Source organism: Serratia sp. CY81684 (assembly GCF_052166595.1).
GTDB lineage: Bacteria > Pseudomonadota > Gammaproteobacteria > Enterobacterales > Enterobacteriaceae > Serratia > Serratia nematodiphila.
On sequence record NZ_JBJNOO010000007.1, the window covers coordinates 132,900 to 151,078 of the forward strand.

Consider the following 18,179-nt stretch of genomic DNA (forward strand, 5'->3'; position numbering starts at 1 on the left):
CTCGAGAACGCAATGAAAACTCAACTGACCAAACTCTGCCTGCCGCTGGCGATCGCGCTGGCGGCCCCCGCCGCCTGGGCCAACGGCTATGTCACGCCGGACGGCGGGCCGAAACAGTTCTATATCGATCTGAATGAAAGCAACATCACCAACCAGGTGGGGTTCACCAAACTGTTTCCCTATGATCTGGGTGGCACCTATACCGGCAAGGTGTATTGCGATACCCCTATCCCCACCAGCCCACACTTTTACAAGTCGGATTCGGCGTTGCCCCCCTCCGACTACGGCAACGGCTATTTAAAGCTGAATGACTTTTTGGATTTAAAAGCCGAGGTGTGGATTGCCGGCAACAAGAACGCCTACGTCACCGTGCCTTTTTACAACGAATCGAATTTGCTGAGCCAACACCGCTGCCAGCCGCCGTACTTGCAGGTCAACAACTACGGCAGCGGCTCCAAAGGCAAGATCACCTTCCGGGTGCGCAAAAAGATCATTAACGGCGTTGAGATTAACGATCGGCAGATCATCGAGATGTACGGCCGCCTCGGCTCGACCGACGGCGGTTTCGGCCCCAACCCGATGGCGCAGGTGTTTATCCAGTCCGCAATCCTCTACGTGCCCGATAAATGCGTGGTGAACGAAGGCCAGTTGATCAACGTGGAGTTTGGCGAGATCGGCGGCAGCGATCTCAACGGCTCGAACTACCCGCAAAGCATTCCGGTACGCTTCCAGTGCGAGGGCGGCAGCTTCGAGGACGGCACGCTGAACATCAAGCTGGCGGTGTCGGGCACGGCGGCCTCCTTCAGCAACGAGGTGTTCAAAACCGACAAGAACGATCTCGGCATCCGGCTGACGCACAACGGCCAACTGGTTATCCCGAATGAGTTTTACCCGGTGCCGAACATCGGCAACGGCGGCTCCTGGAACCTGGTGGCGGCGCCGCTCGCCAACGGCGGCGCAGAGATCGGCGAAGGGGAATTCAACGCATCGGCCACCATCGTGGCGGCATTCCAGTAACCGAGGGAGGAACGGAAAATGCGTCTACGCGCTTTAGCGCTGCTGAGCTGCGCGCCCTGGTGGTTTGCCGCCATGCCGGCGGCGGCGAACACCGAGCTTATCGGCGCGCCGGTGCAGTTCCACGGCACCGTGGTGAGCCGCCCGTGCAATATCGAACCGCAGTCCGCCGATCAGCTGGTGGAGATGGGCACGGTGATCGTCAAAACCCTGTACCGCTACGGCCATACCACGCCGGTGCCGTTCAGCATCAAGCTGACCGACTGCAAGACCACGGTGTTCAAATCCGTCAGCGTGACCTTCAGCGGCGCCGAAGACGGAGAGCTGCCGGGCAAGCTGGCGATCAACAACGGCGCGAACGGCGCCGCCATCGCCCTGTTCGATCATCAGGGTGCGGACATCTCTCTGAATAAGGCCACCAGCGCCGTCGCGCTGCAAAACGGCCCCAACAACCTGAACTTCACCGCCTACGTACAAGGGCGGCCGAGCGCGATTCAGAACCAAAGCATTACCGAAGGCGAATTCACGTCCGTCGCCAATTTTGTGCTGGCGTACCAATAAGCCCCGCACCGCCCCAGGGAAATCAGGAAAACGCCCGGCGCGCAATCGCCGGCGATTGGCCGTCACCGTTCGCTCCGGCACGGCCTTTTAAGGAGGCACCCATGCCAGATATTCGCTTCACGCTGTTCGACAGCGATAACTTCTACCAGCAGGGGCTGCGTCTGCTGCTGCAGGATTATCTGCACTCCCTGAACGAATGCCAGCGCCGGTACCCGCAGTTCTCGCCGCTGGCGCTGCAGGCGTTGGATAACATCGAAATCGTGTTCCGCACGCCGGAAGAGCGCTGGGGCTGCGCCTGCTGTTACCAGAGCCCCTACGGCATCCCGCGCCAGCGGCAGCTGACCCTGCTGATCCTCGACGACACGACCCAGCAACAGGTGAAAAACCTGCCGCCGCTGTTCAGCATCCATCGGCGCGATTCGGCCTACGCCATCCGCCTCAAATTGCAGATGGCGCTGGAGAAATTTATCCAGCATCCGTGGATGGCGCTGCACGCCGCCGGCATGTGGAAATGCCAGGCCTGCCGCATCGCCGCGCTCAGCCACTGCGAAAAAAAGGTGTTGGGGTTGATGAGCAGCGGCATGTCCGCCTGCAGCATCGCCGGCCTGCTGCAGCGCAGCCAGAAAACCATCAGCGCCCATAAACGCTCGGCGATGCGCAAGCTGAACGTGCGAAAAAACAGCGAGCTGAATAAGGTGCTGCTGAATCAGCGCGGGCTGAGTTGACTGACAACGGACTCGCGAGTGCCGAAAGAGTGGTTTACTCTGAATACTCATTTTCGCACTGCAAAGCGAGCCGGAATCCATGCCCAGAACAGCCAAAGTCGTTGACGTTCCCGCCCTCGGCGAGCTCGATCGCCAGGCGGGTCAGCTTAGCCACCAGCTGGCGCAGGCTCTGCGTCAGGCCATCCACCGCGGCGATCTGAAAGCGGGCGATCTGCTGCCCTCGACGCGCCGGCTGTCGGCGGCGCTGGATCTGGCGCGCGGCACGGTGTTGGAAGCCTTTGCTCAGCTGACGGCGGAAGGCTTTCTCGAACCGCAGCCCGGCTCCGGCACCCGGGTCGCCCACTATCAGGCGCCGCGCCGCACGCTGCACGCCACGGCGCAGGCGAGTTCGGCGGTAGCGGTTCCGCTTTCTTCACAGGCGCAGCATCTGGCGCGCTTTGCCACGCAGGCGCGGGCGCTGCCGCCGGTGCCGTTCACTGTGTCAGTGCCAATCGGCGATACCGCGCCCGACGATATCTGGCGGCGGCTCGGCAACCGCATCCGCGCCCGCGGCCCCGGCGCGCCGTCGGGCTACGGCGATCCGCTGGGCGCACTGCCGCTGCGCGAAGCCATCTGCGACTATGTGCGCCGTTCCCGCTCGGTAAACTGTACGCCGCAGCAAATCCTCATCACCTCCGGCACCCAACAGGGACTGTATCTGGCCGCGCAGATCCTGTTGGATGCCGGCGACAGCGCCTGGGTCGAAGATCCTGCCTACGCCGGCATTACCGCCCTTTTTAACAGCCTGTTTCGCGATCGGCACATGATTAGGGTGCCCGTCGCCGACGACGGCATCGACGTCGCCGCCGGCGTGCGCCTGGCCGCCAATGCCCGCGCCGCCTTTGTCACGCCGTCGCATCAGTATCCGCTGGGCATGCCGATGAGCATGGCGAAAAGAAGCGCCCTGCTGGCCTGGGCCAGAGAGCGGCAAGCCTGGATCGTGGAAGACGATTACGACAGCGAGATGCGCTACGCCGGCCACCCGTTCCCTTCGCTGCAGGGGCTGGCACCCGAGCGGACGCTTTATCTCGGCACCTTCAGCAAGGTGCTGTTCCCTTCGCTGCGGCTGGGTTACGCCGTCGTGCCGCCGCCGCTGGTCGACGCCTTTTGCGGCGCCAGGATCCTGATGGATCGCCATCCACCCAGCGCGGATCAATACGTGCTGGCCGCCTTTATCGCCGAAGGGTATCTCGACCGGCATATCCGCAAAATGCGCGGCGTCTACGCCGAGAAGCGTCGGGTGCTGATCGAGGCGATCAACGCGTACATCCCGGCCGAGCTGGCGGTGGTGCAGCCCTGCGATCAGGGCATGCACATGGTGCTGTGGTTGAGAAAAGATCTCGACGACGTGCGGGTCGCCCTGCAGGCCAACGAAGCCGGGTTGGCGCTGCGGGCGGTGTCGCCGATGTATGCGCCCGGCCAGGGTGAGCCGGGCCTGGTGCTGGGATTGGGCGGTTACGCCGATCGCCAGGTGCAACAGGCAGTGGAACGGCTCGGACAGGTGATCCTGGCCTGCGCCGGCAGCGGCGCCTAGCGGGAAAAACGTTTGGCGCCGAACACGCAAACCACCACGCCGGCCATCACGGCGATCATCATCGGCTGGACGGTCTCATGCAGCAGCCAGCCCGCCAGCGCCAGGCCGAAGAACGGCTGCAGCAGCTGCAACTGCCCGACGGCGGCGATGCCGCCCTGCGCCAGGCCGCGATACCAGAAAATAAACCCAATCCACATGCTGAACACCGAGACGTAAACCAGCGACAGCCAGGCAGCGCCGCTGACCACGGGCCAGGCGGCCGGTGCCGCCAGCCAGGTGGCCGCCAGCGTCAACGGCAAGGCGACCACCAGCGCCCAGGAGATCACCTGCCAGCCGCCGATCCGGCGCGACAGCACCGCCCCTTCGGCATAACCCAGGCCGCACAGCAACACCGCCCCGACCATCAGCGCATCCCCTTGCCAGGCGCCGCCGCTCCCCTGGCTCAACGCGAAAGCGCCCACCAGCACGGCGCCGACGCCTGAAAAAGCCCAAAAAGCGGGCTTGGGCCGCTCTCCGCCGCGCAAAACGCCAAAACCGGCGGTCGCCAGCGGCAGCAGGCCGATATACACCAGCGAATGCGCCGACGTGGTGTGCTGCAGCGCCAGCGCCGTCAGCAGCGGAAAACCGATGACTACGCCAAGCGCCACAAACAGCAGCGGCGGCAAATCGGCCCGCGTCGGCCGCGCCTGCCGGGTGATCAGCAGCGCACACAGGGCCAGCAAAGCGGCGATCGCCGCCCTGACCGCCGTCAGAAACAGCGGATCGAGCTCCAGCACCGCCACCCGGGTGGCGGGCAACGAGCCGCTGAAGATCATCATGCCAAGAAAACCGTTCATCCAGCCCTGGGCCGAATGACCGGCGGCGGGATGTGCAGGGGTAACAACGAGAGTTTTTGCAGACTGACTGTCCGTCATGTGAACGCTCCGCACGCCTGAGGCATACCGAAATCGGCAACCCGCGAGGCGATGTCATAGTGAAAGAGAACATCGTTGCCCAGCGTCGCTTGCCGGGGCTGCGTTCTATTTTTCAGATAAAGCGGTTCACAGACAGGTCCAGATAGTGAAATTTTTACTGTGCCGGTTAGCAAAGCGCGCCGCTAACGCCAAAGAAGGGCGTTTTTCGGGCTGTCCTTGGCCGTTTGGCGGCCCTGCCTGCAGGGTATCATGGACTTTTATGCGTTTTTGCAGAACAGGACAAGGTGCGGCGCCGTGGTGAAACCCTTCTTACGCAGTGGCAGTTTGGATGATGTGCTGGCTTTAGGCGAGAACGGGCAACCGGTCTACGCCTGCGCGCAGCAGCTGCGGGAAACCCTGCGCCTTCGCCGGCAGCAGCAGGCCGCCGACTGTCTGGCGATCCCCCAGCCGAACGAAAGCGGCACCCGCATCGACTGGTATGCGCCCTTCCCCGGCAAAGTCACCTCCTGGCTGGCGGCGAGCGATGCCCAGCGCGCGCAGGCGGTACGGCACCTGGAACACTGCCTGACGACCTTCCGCAGCCTGACGGAACAGGCCCTGGCGACCGATCACCCCAGCCATCGCCTGTTCGGCGCGCTGCTGGCCAAAGCGATGCACATACCCGACCCCAACCACGTTTACCTGGTGGACGATCGACCGGTGCTGACCTTCTGGGGCTTTATCAAGCCGCAGGCGCAGAGCCCGAACGATCCGTTGGCCTGCCTGCGCCCGATCGAAGCAGAGATGAAAGTCGAAGTGGAAAAACCGGCGCCGATCGCCGCCGCTCCGCGTAAACCGGTCGTTGTCGAACCGGTAAAACCGGCCCCGGCCGCCGAGCCCGAACCGGCGCCCGCCCCGGCAGCGCCTATCGAATCCCCTGCCGCTCGCCGGCGCCACGCTCTCTGGCTGTTGCCCGTACTGTTGCTTGGCAGTGCGGCGCTGGCCGCCTGGCTGCACCGCTCACCGCCGCCGCAACCGGCGATACCGGCTGAGGTACGGCATCCGGCGCCGCCGAAAAAAACCGCCGCGCCGTTGCCCAAGCTGCGCTTGCCGCTGGCGCACGCGACGCTGATGCCGCCGCCCCCGGCGCCGGCCATCCCGCAACCGCTGGACAAAAATGCGCTGGTGCTGCCGCCCGAGGCGGTGAAGGCCGGTTCCACCCGTTTCCTTAACGGCAAATGGCGCGCCACGGTGGCGCTGAAAGACCCGATTACCGGCAAGCGCCCCGGTCTGCAATACCGTCTGAACGGCGGCAAGGGCAGCGCCGTCATCGCCTACGGCGACGGCGTCAGCTGCCGGGTGGCGGTCGAAGCCGGGCTGATGCAGTCCGGCAATCTGGTGATCAACAGCCGCACCAAGGCGCGCTGCAGCGACGGCAGCCGCTACCAGATCCCGGAGATCGTCTGCCGCCAGGGCGAAACCGGCGCGGCAGAGTGCACCGGCCGCTACGATGCGGACACCACCTATCCCATGACGTTCAAGCGCGAGAGTAAATGATGCTGGCACCCCTTACGGACTACAAACACGGCATTACGCTGATCCAGGACAGCAGCATTCAGTTTCTGGACTTTGCCCTGACCCCGCGGCTGGACGCCGAGTTTCCCGGCAAATTCGTGCGCAAGACCGCCAGCGGCCCACTGCTGCGCCTGCAATGGGAGGCCGAGAGCGGCAAATATCAGCTGCCGGCCGAGGGTGGGCAAGCCGCCGAAGTGGTGCGGCCGGAGTTCAGCTACCCGCTGCAGCAGTCGCTGCGCCTGCTGGATAAGCTCTGGCTGCCGTTGCCGTTCTTGCGCTATACCGCCTCGGGGACATTTTTGTCGGGCCCGGATAACTGGGCTCGCCTGCAGGTGGTGCAGCTGGATGAACCGGATCAGGACGGCAACCTGCTGCGGGTGATGCTGGCCTTCGATACCCGCGCCGCCGCGCCCGGCCAGGAAGCGCTGGCGCCGGGCGAAAGCGATCTCGGCGCCGATCTGAGCTTCGCGCTGGCGCACCGCAACCACGAGCTGGGCGAGTTCCTCGATCTGACCTGGGTGGACGGCTGGCTGCGCGAGGCGTTCAGCCAGCGCGCCGCCGAGCGGGAACAGCGCGCCGAGGCGGAGATCAACGCCGGGCTGAAAACCTTCGAGTATCAGGCGCACTACCTCAACCTGCTGCACATGCTCGGCCATCAGCTGACGGTGCCGCAGATAAAAATGGCGGCGGCGACGCTGCAACAGCCGGCGATCGACGTCGATCTGGTGCTGGACGTCGGCAATTCTCACACCTGCGGCGTGCTGGTCGAAGACCATCCGGAAGAGAGCAACGGCCTGAAGCAAACCTATGAGCTGCAGCTGCGCTCGCTGTCCGAACCGCATCACGTCTACAACGAACTGTTCGAGAGCCGGGTGGAGTTTTCTCGGGCCGCGTTCGGCAAGCCGCATCTGTCGTTCCAGAGCGGACGCGACGACGCCTTCCAGTGGCCCTCCATCACCCGCGTCGGCCGTGAAGCCGCGCAATTGGCGCAGCGGCGAACGGGCCATGAAGGCACCACCGGCATCTCCAGCCCGCGCCGCTATCTGTGGGACGAAGAGCGCTATGCGCCCGGCTGGCGCTTCAACGAGCGGCACGAGCCGATGGCCGCCGCCGCGCCGTTGACCACCCTGATCAACGACGAAGGCGTGCCGCTGTCCGCCCTGCCGACGGCGCAACGGCTGCCGGTGTTCGCCGCCCATTACAGCCGCAGCGCGGTGATGACGCTGATGCTGAGCGAGCTGCTGGCGCAGGCGCTGATGCAGATCAACAGCATCGCCCAGCGCAGCCGCATGCCGAACGCCGCCGCGCCGCGCCGTTTGCGCGCCATCATTCTGACGCTGCCTTCGGCGATGCCGAAACCGGAGCGCGAGATTTTCCGCCGCCGCATGCAGGAGGCGATCGGGCTGGTGTGGAAGGCCCTCGGCTGGCACCCGCAGGATGCGCCGTTCGACGGCGCGCACGCCCGCTTCCCGGCGCCGCAGGTGCAGATGGAGTGGGACGAGGCCACCTGCGGTCAGATGGTCTATCTGTACAACGAAACCCAGGTGAACTTCGCCGGCCGCACCGACGCCTTCTTCGCCGCCATGGCTCGGCCCGACCGGCCGTTGGCGCCGGGTGAGCAGGCGGGAAAAACGCTGCGTATCGCCTCCATCGACATCGGCGGGGGCACCACGGATCTGGCGATCACGCACTATTCGCTCGACGACGGCGTGGGCAACAACATCAAAATCAACCCGCGCCTGCTGTTCCGCGAGGGCTTTAAAGTCGCCGGCGACGATATCCTGCTGGACGCCATCCAGCAGTTTATCCTGCCCGCCGTGCAGCAGGCATTAGAAGCCGCCGGCGTGAGCGCCGCCCCGGCGCTGATGGACAGGCTGTTCGGCAACGAAGGACGCATGGACGGGCTTTCCACCCTGCGTCAGCAGGCCGCGCTGCAGATCTTCATGCCCGCCGGACGCGCGCTGCTCGGCGCCTATGAAGAATACGACCCGCTGGACAACCGGGCGGAAATCGCCGCCAGCCTGGGCGATCTGCTGCCGCAGCCGCCGACGCCGCAGGTGCTGGCGTTTATCAACGGCGAAGTGCAGCGCGAAGCCGACAGCAACGCCTTCGATATCCTGCACACCCCGCTGGTGATCCGCCTGGCCGATCTGCACGCCGCCTTCTTGTCCGATCACATCGGCATCGGCCGCTGCCTGCGCCTGCTGGCCGAGGTGGTGGCGCTGTATACCTGCGACGTACTGCTGTTGACCGGCCGCCCGGCGCGTTTTCCCGGCGTGCAGGCGCTGCTGCGCCATCTGCAGCCGCTGCCCGCCAGCCGCATTCTGCCGCTCGAGGGGTATCACACCCGCAGCTGGTACCCGTTCAACAAACGCGGCCGCATCGACAACCCAAAATCCACCGCCGCGGTGGGCGCCATGCTGTGCCTGCTGGCGATCGACCTGCGGCTGGAGAGCTTTTACTTCAACGTCGGGGATTTCCAGCCCTACTCCACCATTCGTTATCTGGGCATGCTGGACGGTAACAACATGCTGGCGGACGATAACGTCTATTACCGCGACATCGATCTGGATCGCGCCGATTTCGCGCTCGATCCCGCCGGCAGCTTCCAGCTGCGCGGTCCGCTGCGCCTGGGATTCCGCCAGTTGGACAACGAACGCTGGCCAGCCTCGCCGCTCTATACGCTGACCATCAATGATGCCCAGCTGGCGCGCAAACTGGCCGGCGACGCGGTGATCAGCCTGCGGCTGGCCATCACCGCCAGCGCCGAGCAGGGCGCCGAGAGCGTCAAGATCGCGCAGGCGCTGCTGGCCGACGGCAGCCCCGTCCCGGCGCACCACCTGCAACTGAAACTCAATACCCTGGCTGCCAGCGCCTCCGGTGCGACCCACTACTGGATAGACAGCGGGAGCATTTACCCACGATGAACACACAAACCTTCGCCCCTGCGGCTCCGAATAACGCGCTCAGCGCCGGCATTTTGCAAGCTATCGGCTGGGTGGACGCTGCGCGCCGGCAGTCCGCCCGTTTGGAACAGGAGGCGGATCGCCTGACGCTGCGCCTGCGCCGTTGCCATAACCGCGCAGCACGGTTGGAAAACACATGCCCTGCGCAGGTCGCCATCGGTTTGTATGGCCACAACGCCGCCGCCAAGGCCCATCTGCTGGCGGCGCTGGCGCCTGGCGCAAAGCGCTTCAACGCGGACCTTTCGCTCGCGGTGCGCTACTGCACGGCGGCCGAGGCGGGGCCCGCCGAGTATCCGATCGCCCTCGCCCTGCTCAATGAAGCGCAGTGGCTGGCCATTGCGCTCGATGCCGCCGCGATGGGCGGTTTCCGGCTGGACTGGGACGCCCGCGCGATCGCCGGCCATCTGCAAACGTTGGCGCGCCACCGCCAAGCCATCGCCCCCGACGGCCTCAGCGACGGCGATGTGCTGGCGCTGTGGGATAGCCAACGCCGCCACGGCGTCAAGGGGCAACAGACGCTGGACAGGCATTTCTGGCCGCAGGCCGTGGCGCTGGCGCCGCAGCTGAGCATCGACGATCGCGCGCGCCTGTTTGCGCCGCTGTGGGGAGAGGAACCGACGCTGACGACGCATTATCGCCAGCTGGCACACACGCTGCATGCCCTCGGTGGCAGCCGGCAGGTTCATGCCCCGCGCCGCGCCTTGACGCTGCTGACCGCGAGCGCCGCACCGGAAAACACGGCAATCATCGTGATGGCCGAACACGGCGGTGAACGGGAGATCGCGCTGAGCGATCTGGTCTGGCTGACCGCCGAAGTCACCACCGTTCTGCCGCAAACCGCGCAGGCGGGCCTGCCCGCCGACGTGGCGCTGATCGACCTGCCCGGCAGCTGCGCCCGCCCGCAGGCGGAACCGACGCAGCGGCTGCAACAGGCGAAACGCGCCCATTTGCTGGCCCGCTGCGCGGACGGCCTGCACGCCAACCTGCTGCTGGTGGCCGATGCCGCCGCCACGCCGCAGGACGCCGCGCGCATCGGCCAGGCGCTCGCCGGTTGGGTCGACCACACCCAGGGGGAAACCCCGGCGCTGCGCCAGCGCCGCAAGCCCGGTTTAATCTGGGCGATCACGCCGTTCGACCCACGCCAGGAAGGCAAAGCGCGCCCTGACGACGCCGTTCAGCGCCAGGTCGGCGAACCCGGTGACAGCTGGGCCACACTGCTGGCGCTGGATGAGCAAGATTGCCGCCGCATGGTGAACTACCTGGCCGCACAGGCGCGCCCGGCACACAAGCAAGCGCGCCTGCTCGAGCTGCGCGAAGAGTTGCAGCGCGAGCTGACGGAAAGCCTGCTCGGCAACTGGCTCACCGCCGCCGATCCATACGCGGCCCAGCAACGCGCCCAACAGCTGCTGCGCGCGCTGCAGGCGCAGGCCGGCCGCCACGGCGAACTGCTGGAACGATTGTTGCCCCAGCGCGATACGCTGCGCCAGCTTTACCAGCAACAGCAGCACGCCGCGCCGACCCCGGCGACGCCTGCGCCGTTCGGGCTCGACATCGATCTGTTCGGCGCACCGGAAACCCCGGCGCCCGGCGAGCCCCCCACGTCACCCTTTGCCGCGCGGATATTCGCGGATTGGATCAACCATCTGCGCAGCCTGCCGGACAGCCGCCGCTTGCTGGATCTGCTCGGCGTCGACAAACCGCATCTCGAACTGCTGGTTGATGCGTTGATCGGCGCCGCCTGCCGCCAGCGGCTCGATGATGAGCTGGAGCGCGCGCTGTGCGCCGGCGGCCTGCCGGAACAGGGGGAAGATCGGCAGATCAGCCAGGCGTTGGCGCTGTTGGGCGACTTCGTCGCCTGGCTCGGCTTCCAGCGGCGCGATGCGGCAACGCGCCCCGAGAGCCGCGTCAATCCCGGCCAACCGATCTTTACCCCACCGCCGCAGCCGGCGGTGGACTGGAGCGGCCAGCAGCGGCTCACCCGGCTGGCACCGACGCCAACCAAAAATACCGCATTTTATATCTATGACTGGCTGATCGGCCTGCAGACCCTGCTGGCGGAAAATGCCGCGCAGGCGCAGCCCGCGCTGGCAGACGAGCAACGCGCCGCACTGGCGGCGATCGTCGCCGCCCTGCGCGCTGCGCCGTAGCGGGCGCCATCCGGGCCGGACACCGCCGCGCAGTCAGTGGCAGGCCGGCCCGGCCGACATCACTTCGCGGAAATGGGTGACCAGCGGGCGCAGGTTGGCCTTGTGCCACACGGCCCACAGCTGCGTGGTGTATTGCATCCAGGGCAGTTCGCGCAGCACTACGCCTTGCGGCGCGTTATGCCGCAGGCTGTGCTGGATCAACGTCATCCCCAACCCGGCGGCGACCAGCCCCAGCGCGGTCAGCGGCTCGCCCGCCTCCAGCCGGATATCCGGATCGAACCCGGCCTTCACACAGGCCGCCACGAAGTCGTCGCGCGAATGGGCATCCTCCTTGTGCAGCACCGAAATCCAGGCCTGATCGGTGAGATCCGCCGGCAGCAGCGTCTCTCGCTCCGCCAGCGGATGGGCCTGCGGCAAGGCCAACAGCATGCGATCGTCCAGCACCTGCGTATATTCAAAATCCGGATCCGCGCGATCCGGCACCGTATTGACCAGCGCCACGTCCAGGCTGCGCTGCCGCAGCCCTTCCAGCTGTATGAAAGAAGGCTGGCTGTAAAGCACGATGTGCACATCCGGCCGGGAAACCCGCAGCGACCGCAATGCGTTCGACAATACGCCGGAGTGCATCGCATTTTCGATATAGCCAATGCACAGCCCGCCGTCTTCCCCGCGCCCCAGACGACGCCCAAGCGACTCGAGCCGGGTGGCGTGCGTCAACAGCGCGCGGGTTTCGGCCAGAAACGTCTGGCCGTCGGCGGTCAGGCGGATGCGCTGCTGATTACGTTCGAACAGCATCAATCCGAGGCGCTCCTCAAGCTGGGAAATCTGCCGGCTCAGCGGTGACTGGGAAATGTGCAGCCGTTCGGCGGCGCGGCCGACGTGCTCTTCTTCCGCCACCGCCACAAAGTATTTCAACTGACGTAAATCGATCATGTGAGACCTCAAAGGACTTAACTTAGACAAATTATGTCCTATCAAGTCACAACTTGCCAAGTTATCTTTAGCCTCGTGACGGGGCAGACGCTGTATGAGCCCCACTAGTTTCCCTGAAAAGATAACGTATTGAGGATTCACCATGAGCATCAAAAATATTTTACCCGGCAAGATCGGTTTGGGCGGCGCGCCGCTCGGCAATATGTTCCGCGCCATTCCAGAAGAAGAAGCGCTGGCTACCGTAACCAGCGCCTGGGACTTGGGCATCCGCTACTTCGACACCGCACCGCTTTACGGTTCCGGCCTGTCGGAAATTCGCATGGGCGAAGCGCTCTCTCAGTATCCACGCGATGAGTTCGTGCTGAGCACCAAAGTGGGCCGCATCATGCTGGACGAAATGGAAGATCCCGCCGCCCGCGATCTGGGTGAGAAAGGCGGCCTGTTCGAACACGGTTTGAAAAACAAGATCCTGAACGACTACTCGGAAGACGGCACGCTTCGCTCCATTGAACACAGCCTGAAGCGTCTTAAAACCGACCGTCTGGATATCGTCTGGATCCACGACGTCGCTCAGGATTTCTACGGCGACAGCTGGCTGGAACAGTTCAATATCGCCCGTACCGGCGCCTTCCGCGCACTGTCCCGCCTGCGTGACGAAGGCGTGATCAAAGCCTGGGGCCTCGGGGTCAACCGCGTCGAGCCTTGCGAACTGACGCTGGCGCTTGATGAGCCGAAACCGGATGCCTTCCTGCTGGCCGGCCGCTACAGCCTGCTGGATCACGAACGCGCCCTGCAACGCCTGATGCCGGAAGCGCTGGAACAGAATGTCGATATCGTCGTCGGCGGCCCATACAGCTCCGGTGTGCTGGCCGGCGGCGAACATTTCGAATATCAGAAAGCGTCCCCGGCTATTCGCCAGCAAGTCGCGAAAATCAAAGAGATCGCCGCTCGCTTCCAGGTAGACGTCAAAGCCGCTGCGCTGCAATTCGCGCTGGCTAACCCGGCCGTCGCCGCCGTGATCCCCGGTTCGAGCCGTCCTGGCCGCATGGCCGAAGATCTGGCTGCGCTGGATGCAGTGATCCCGGCTGAGTTCTGGGCGGAGATGCGCCGTCAGAAACTGGTGGCCGACAACGCGCCGCTGCCGATTCGTTAAGTTTTATGGGGCCGGTCCCCGGCCCCATTACCCACATGACAGAGTGATATACATGATGAAACTGGATCTTTCAGGCAAAGTCGCCGTCGTCAGCGGCTCCACCTCCGGCATCGGTCTCGGCATCGCGCGCGGGCTTGCCAAAACGGGCGCCACCGTGGTGATCGTCGGCCGTCAGAAAGCCGGAGTCGATAACGCCATCGCCGACATCAGCGCCAACGTGCCCGGCGCGCAGGTACGCGGCGTGGTCGCCGATCTCGGCACCGAACAAGGGGCTGCAACCCTGTTCGCCGCGGAGCCGAAAGCCGACGTGCTGGTCAACAACCTCGGTATTTTCAACGATAAAGACTTCTTTACCGTGCCCGACAGCGAGTGGATGCACTTCTATAACGTCAACGTTCTCTCGGGCGTGCGTCTGGCGCGCCACTACGCGCAGAGCATGACCGAACAGGGCTGGGGACGCATTATTTTCGTGTCGTCCGAATCCGGCGTCGCCATACCGGCGGATATGATCAACTACGGCGTGACCAAAAGCGCCAACCTGGCGGTATCTCACGGCCTGGCGAAACGCCTCGCCGGCACCGGCGTGACGGTCAACGCCATCCTGCCAGGGCCAACCTTTACCGAAGGCCTGCAGGAGATGCTGGCGGAAGCGGCGGCCAAATCCGGGCGCAGCGCGCGCGATCAGGCCGACGAGTTCGTTAAAACCGAACGCCCAAGCTCCATCATTCAACGCGCGGCGGACGTCGATGAAGTGGCCAACCTGGCCGTTTACCTTGCGTCTCCGCTGTCTTCGGCCACTACCGGCGCTGCGCTGCGCGTAGACGGCGGCGTCGTCGACACCCTGGCAATGTAATTCCGTACCCTAAACCGATATCAAGAGAGAAAGAAAATGGCTACTACATCCGTATCTATGAACATCCCGGCATCCGCCGACACCGTATGGCAACTGATCGGCGGCTTCGACGCCCTGCCTGACTGGCTGCCGTTCATTCCGAAAAGCGTCGTTTCTGAAGGCGGCCGCGTGCGCACTTTGACGACCTCTGACGGCGGCACCGTTATCGAGCGGCTGGAAGCGTTCGACAACCGTCAACGCAGCTACAGCTACTCCATCATGCAGGCGCCGTTCCCAGTGGTGAATTACCTGTCCACCCTGTCGGTACACGCCACCGACGACGCCAACGTGGCGCGCGTGGAATGGTCGGGCAGCTTCACGCCGGTCAATATCAGCGACGACGAAGCCGTCGCCCTGTTCCATGGCATCTACCAGGATGGCCTGGATGCGCTGAGCGGCAACTTCCCGCGCTAATGCGTGAACACTCCGCACGCTTACGGCCGATGGTGAAAACCATCGGCCATTTTTTTGCTTTAGCTCTGGAGCAGGATAAATCCGCCAGCGCCGTTTATGCTGTAAAGGAGACTTCCGTTTGAGGAGATGGCCGTGCGCCCTTTCAGCCTGAAGACTATCGACCATGTGGTGCTGCGCGTGCGCGATATGCAGAAAAGCCTGCATTTTTATACCCGGATCGTCGGCTGTGATATCGCCAAACAGCGGCCGGATTTGGGGCTGATGCACCTGCGCGCCGGAGCGGCCATGATCGATCTGGTGGATATTAACGGCGTGTTGGGGAAAAAAGGCGGCACGGCGCCCGATCCTCACCGGCAAAATGTCGATCACATCTGCCTGCGCATCGATCCTTTCAACGAGGACGAGCTGTTGGCCTATCTGCGATCGCAGGGGATCGGCGTTGATCCCGCCGAATCGCGCTATGGCGCTGAAGGCGACGGCCCGTCCATTTATTTCAGCGATCCGGACGGCAATCGCGTGGAATTGAAGGGGCCGGCGATCGGCTAGATCCTGGCGCTCCCGTTGATGTCGGACAGCCGTTGGCGATCCGTCACCCGCAGTGATTTGTTTTTAAATTGAATGATGCCGTCCGCCGCGAGCTGCGCCAGCGCGCGGCTCAGCTGTCTGACGGAGATGCCCAATCTCGCCGCCAGCGCCTCCCGGTTTTCCAGCTCAATCAATTCCCCTTCGTTCTTTATCTTGAATAATAAAAATTTTCGCAGTTTATACTCCGCCGTAAAAACGCCGTTCGCATGCAGCAAAGAGGCATTCAGCAGCTTATTGCTCAATTGCCGGCAGATAAAGGTGAGGAACGCCGGGTCGCTCAGGGCGTGATTGTTGATGGCCTCTATCGGTGCCGCGAGGAGCAGCGCGTCGGTCACCGCCTGCACGGTGCTGAACAGCGTGCGCTGCGCCTGGGAGAACAGCTCCAGATCGCCAATCACCGAGAAATCCGTTTCGAAGGAAAAGACAATGTGCGCGCCATTCACATCAAAATTCTCAACCTGCAATTTTCCCTGCACGAGAAAAAACAGGTGGGTCAAACGATCGCTTTGCGTCACCAGGTATTCGCCGGCTTCGACGTTGACCAGGCGCAGTGCGGCGAGCAGCGTGGGCGAAAGCGCCGTTCGCAGATCGTGAGCGTCGATAAAAGCTTCTTTTAGCTTGCTGTCACCGACCGTTTTCAAGGCGATTCACTCCCAGGGCTCATCCTTAAACGTCTCACATCCTCGCTTTCGACTGCGTTCAGCATAGCCGACGCGCTTCAGAACGAAAAAGGACATCTGACCTTTTTTGCCTTAGGTCGTCTGGGTACTTTCTCCGCATAGCCCACCCGAGGAGATGGCCATGCGACATATTTTGATAGATACCGATACTGCTTCCGACGATGCCGTCGCGCTGCTGATGGCGTTGCGCGCACCCGACGTGAAGGTGGAAGCGATCACCACCGTCGCGGGAAACTGCCCGCTTGAACAGTGCGTCAAAAATGCACTTATCTGCGTGGAAAAAGCGGGAACCTATGCGCCTCCGGTTTATGCCGGCATGGCGAAACCGCTTTTCCGAACGCGCTATCATTCGCACCATATTCACGGCGAAGACGGCATGGGCGACATGGCCTTGCCCGATCCGCGCCAGAGCGCCGAACCCGTTCATGCCGTGGACGCCATCATCGACTGCGCCGCACGGCTCAATGGCGAGCTGGAAATCGTCACCCTCGGGCCGTTGACCAATCTCGCGATGGCGGTGCTGAAAGCGCCCACGCTGGCCGAAAAAGTGAAGAGGGTTTATGTGATGGGCGGTTCCGGGCTGATGCCCGGCAATATCACCCCGCTGGCCGAATTTAATCTTTACGCCGATGCCGAGGCCGCGCATCTGGTGCTCACTGCCGGGCTGCCACTCACCCTCGTTGGCTGGGAGATCGGCATGGGGGAAGCATTTATCAACGAACGCGATATAGAGCGATTGAATAATCTCGGCGAACTGGGGCGCTTTGCCGTGCGCTGCAATCGCACGCTGATGGCGTTCAACGCCATGCGCACCGAACGTAAAGGCTTTGATTTGCCCGATCCGACCACCATGGCGGTGGCGCTCTACCCGGACATCGTCGAAACCAGTCTGGAGGCGTATTCCTGGGTTGAATATAAAAGTGAAAGGTCTTACGGCCATTACGTCATCGATTCCACCCACCTGACCGGCGAACCGGCCAATGCGCGCGTGATCACCCGCATCAAACCCGGCCTGTTTAAAGAAAAACTGTTCTCGTTGTTATCTCAGCCGTTAATGAAATAAGTGGCCCGTATGAAATTCGATCCAAGAAAATTGAAGAAAGTGGAATTACACGTCCATTTGGATACCTGTTTAAGCTACCACTATGTCAAAAAGGTCGACCCGCAAATAACCAGAGCGGCATTTAATCGGCAATTTATCGCGCCGAAGCGATGCGCCGATCTGGGGAACTTTTTAAGCAAGATAGCGCCGCAAATAGATCTATTACAGACACGCCAGGCGATAACGCTGGCCGTCGAGGACTTATTCGCGCAGTTGGCGGCGGATAATATCATCTATGCCGAGCTGCGCTTCGCGCCGCTGCTGCATACCCGGCTGGGATTAACCGGCGAAGCGGTGGTCGAGACGGTGCTGGCGGCCATGCATCACGCATCACGGGCTTACGGCATCGCCGCCGGGCTGATCCTGTGCACGCTGCGACATTTCGACGCGGCCGCCAGCCTGCAAACGGCGAAACTGGTTATCGATTATCAGGGAAGCGGCGTGGTGGCGCTGGATTTGGCCGCCGATGAAGCGCGTTACCCGCTGGCCAATCACGTAGCGGCCTTTCGGGCGGTGCGCGAAGCCGGCGGCAACGTCATCGCCCACGCCGGCGAGGCGAAGGGCGCCGACAGCGTACGGGAAACTCTGGAGCAGCTACAGGTGTCGCGCATCGGCCACGGCGTCAGGAGCATCGAGGATGCTGCCCTTATCGAGCGTCTGATAGCCACCGGCGTCCTGCTCGAGATCTGCCCCAGCTGCAATCTCGTCTGCAATCTGTTCGACAGCATCGACGATCATCCGATAGATCGGCTGAAAAGGATGGGAGTGCGGCTGAACGTGAATACCGATGCGCGCACCGTCGCCGACACCACGCTGAACAAGGAGTACCAGCTGTTGCATGACGCCTTCGGCTGGCAGGATGACGATTTTAACCGCAGCAACCGACAGGCGCTGGAGGCGAGTTTTCTCGACGGAAACACTAAAATGAAATTAATGAATCAGCTCAAGGCCGGGCCAATGTGACCC

At 63.4% G+C, this 18,179-nt stretch carries 16 protein-coding genes; 13 read left to right on the top strand and 3 right to left on the bottom strand.

What is annotated here, in order from left to right:
* The first annotated feature begins 12 nt into the window (after window positions 1-12).
* The 4 genes from ACJ8QF_RS22305 (at window position 13) to pdxR (ending at window position 3,873) form a co-directional block, all read left to right on the top strand.
* On the top strand, window positions 13-1,017 hold the full coding sequence (locus ACJ8QF_RS22305; protein WP_049186522.1) for a fimbrial protein: 1,005 nt from the start codon (window positions 13-15) through the stop codon (window positions 1,015-1,017).
* Window positions 1,018-1,035: 18 nt separating this feature from the next.
* On the top strand, window positions 1,036-1,575 hold the full coding sequence (locus ACJ8QF_RS22310; RefSeq protein ID WP_015379347.1) for a fimbrial protein: 540 nt from the start codon (window positions 1,036-1,038) through the stop codon (window positions 1,573-1,575).
* A gap of 101 nt (window positions 1,576-1,676) precedes the next feature.
* Window positions 1,677-2,300, top strand: coding sequence for a LuxR C-terminal-related transcriptional regulator (locus tag ACJ8QF_RS22315; protein WP_176326528.1), 624 nt, complete (start codon window positions 1,677-1,679; stop codon window positions 2,298-2,300).
* A 79-nt stretch (window positions 2,301-2,379) separates the two neighbouring features.
* Entirely contained in the window at window positions 2,380-3,873 is a 1,494-nt protein-coding gene (gene pdxR / locus ACJ8QF_RS22320) for a MocR-like pyridoxine biosynthesis transcription factor PdxR (protein WP_442535229.1), read from the top strand.
* Here pdxR and ACJ8QF_RS22325 read toward each other — a convergent pair.
* Entirely contained in the window at window positions 3,870-4,787 is a 918-nt protein-coding gene (locus tag ACJ8QF_RS22325) for a DMT family transporter (RefSeq protein ID WP_131165326.1), read from the bottom strand. The genes pdxR and ACJ8QF_RS22325 overlap by 4 nt on opposite strands.
* 294 nt (window positions 4,788-5,081) lie before the next feature.
* Here ACJ8QF_RS22325 and ACJ8QF_RS22330 point away from each other — a divergent pair, with 294 nt between their 5' ends.
* Genes ACJ8QF_RS22330 through ACJ8QF_RS22340 form a run of 3 tightly spaced genes read left to right on the top strand, consistent with a single transcriptional unit; the run spans window position 5,082 to window position 11,454 of the window.
* Complete coding sequence (locus tag ACJ8QF_RS22330) at window positions 5,082-6,323, top strand: SrfA family protein (protein WP_442537869.1); 1,242 nt, start codon at window positions 5,082-5,084, stop codon at window positions 6,321-6,323.
* Window positions 6,323-9,268 carry a virulence factor SrfB gene (locus tag ACJ8QF_RS22335; protein ID WP_442537870.1) on the top strand — a complete coding sequence of 982 codons (2,946 nt, stop codon included), beginning with the start codon at window positions 6,323-6,325 and terminating at the stop codon, window positions 9,266-9,268. The genes ACJ8QF_RS22330 and ACJ8QF_RS22335 overlap by 1 nt, the downstream gene beginning before the upstream one ends.
* A complete protein-coding gene (locus ACJ8QF_RS22340) occupies window positions 9,265-11,454 on the top strand; it encodes a virulence factor SrfC family protein (protein WP_442537871.1) in 2,190 nt (729 codons plus the stop codon). Before ACJ8QF_RS22335 ends, ACJ8QF_RS22340 begins: the two co-directional genes overlap by 4 nt.
* A 33-nt stretch (window positions 11,455-11,487) precedes the next feature.
* Here ACJ8QF_RS22340 and ACJ8QF_RS22345 read toward each other — a convergent pair whose 3' ends face one another.
* Window positions 11,488-12,387, bottom strand: coding sequence for a LysR substrate-binding domain-containing protein (locus tag ACJ8QF_RS22345; protein ID WP_004930950.1), 900 nt, complete (start codon window positions 12,385-12,387; stop codon window positions 11,488-11,490).
* A gap of 142 nt (window positions 12,388-12,529) precedes the next feature.
* Here ACJ8QF_RS22345 and ACJ8QF_RS22350 point away from each other — a divergent pair, with 142 nt between their 5' ends.
* The 4 genes from ACJ8QF_RS22350 to ACJ8QF_RS22365 all read left to right on the top strand — a co-directional run bounded on the left by ACJ8QF_RS22350 (window position 12,530) and on the right by ACJ8QF_RS22365 (window position 15,392).
* Complete coding sequence (locus ACJ8QF_RS22350) at window positions 12,530-13,540, top strand: aldo/keto reductase (protein WP_015379355.1); 1,011 nt, start codon at window positions 12,530-12,532, stop codon at window positions 13,538-13,540.
* Between the two features lie 55 nt (window positions 13,541-13,595).
* On the top strand, window positions 13,596-14,393 hold the full coding sequence (locus ACJ8QF_RS22355; RefSeq protein ID WP_004930955.1) for an SDR family NAD(P)-dependent oxidoreductase: 798 nt from the start codon (window positions 13,596-13,598) through the stop codon (window positions 14,391-14,393).
* 36 nt (window positions 14,394-14,429) lie between these two features.
* The gene (locus ACJ8QF_RS22360) at window positions 14,430-14,846 is read left to right on the top strand and encodes an SRPBCC family protein (RefSeq protein ID WP_031300306.1); all 417 of its coding nucleotides are present in this window, start codon (window positions 14,430-14,432) and stop codon (window positions 14,844-14,846) included.
* Window positions 14,847-14,972: 126 nt separating this feature from the next.
* Window positions 14,973-15,392: a VOC family protein gene (locus ACJ8QF_RS22365; protein ID WP_004930960.1), complete on the top strand. Its 420-nt coding sequence runs from the start codon at window positions 14,973-14,975 to the stop codon at window positions 15,390-15,392.
* Here the strand turns inward: ACJ8QF_RS22365 and ACJ8QF_RS22370 are convergent.
* Window positions 15,389-16,072, bottom strand: a complete 684-nt coding sequence (locus ACJ8QF_RS22370) for a Crp/Fnr family transcriptional regulator (RefSeq protein ID WP_004930963.1) — start codon at window positions 16,070-16,072, stop codon at window positions 15,389-15,391. The two genes, ACJ8QF_RS22365 and ACJ8QF_RS22370, sit on opposite strands and share 4 nt — an antisense overlap.
* Window positions 16,073-16,232: 160 nt before the next feature.
* Here ACJ8QF_RS22370 and ACJ8QF_RS22375 point away from each other — a divergent pair, with 160 nt between their 5' ends.
* Together ACJ8QF_RS22375 and add are read left to right on the top strand one after the other, a co-directional pair.
* Window positions 16,233-17,174 carry a nucleoside hydrolase gene (locus tag ACJ8QF_RS22375; protein WP_004930965.1) on the top strand — a complete coding sequence of 314 codons (942 nt, stop codon included), beginning with the start codon at window positions 16,233-16,235 and terminating at the stop codon, window positions 17,172-17,174.
* 9 nt (window positions 17,175-17,183) lie between these two features.
* Window positions 17,184-18,176 (top strand): adenosine deaminase, encoded by a 993-nt coding sequence (gene add, locus ACJ8QF_RS22380; protein WP_280631124.1) that lies wholly within the window; start codon window positions 17,184-17,186, stop codon window positions 18,174-18,176.
* The last annotated feature ends 3 nt before the right edge of the window (window positions 18,177-18,179 follow it).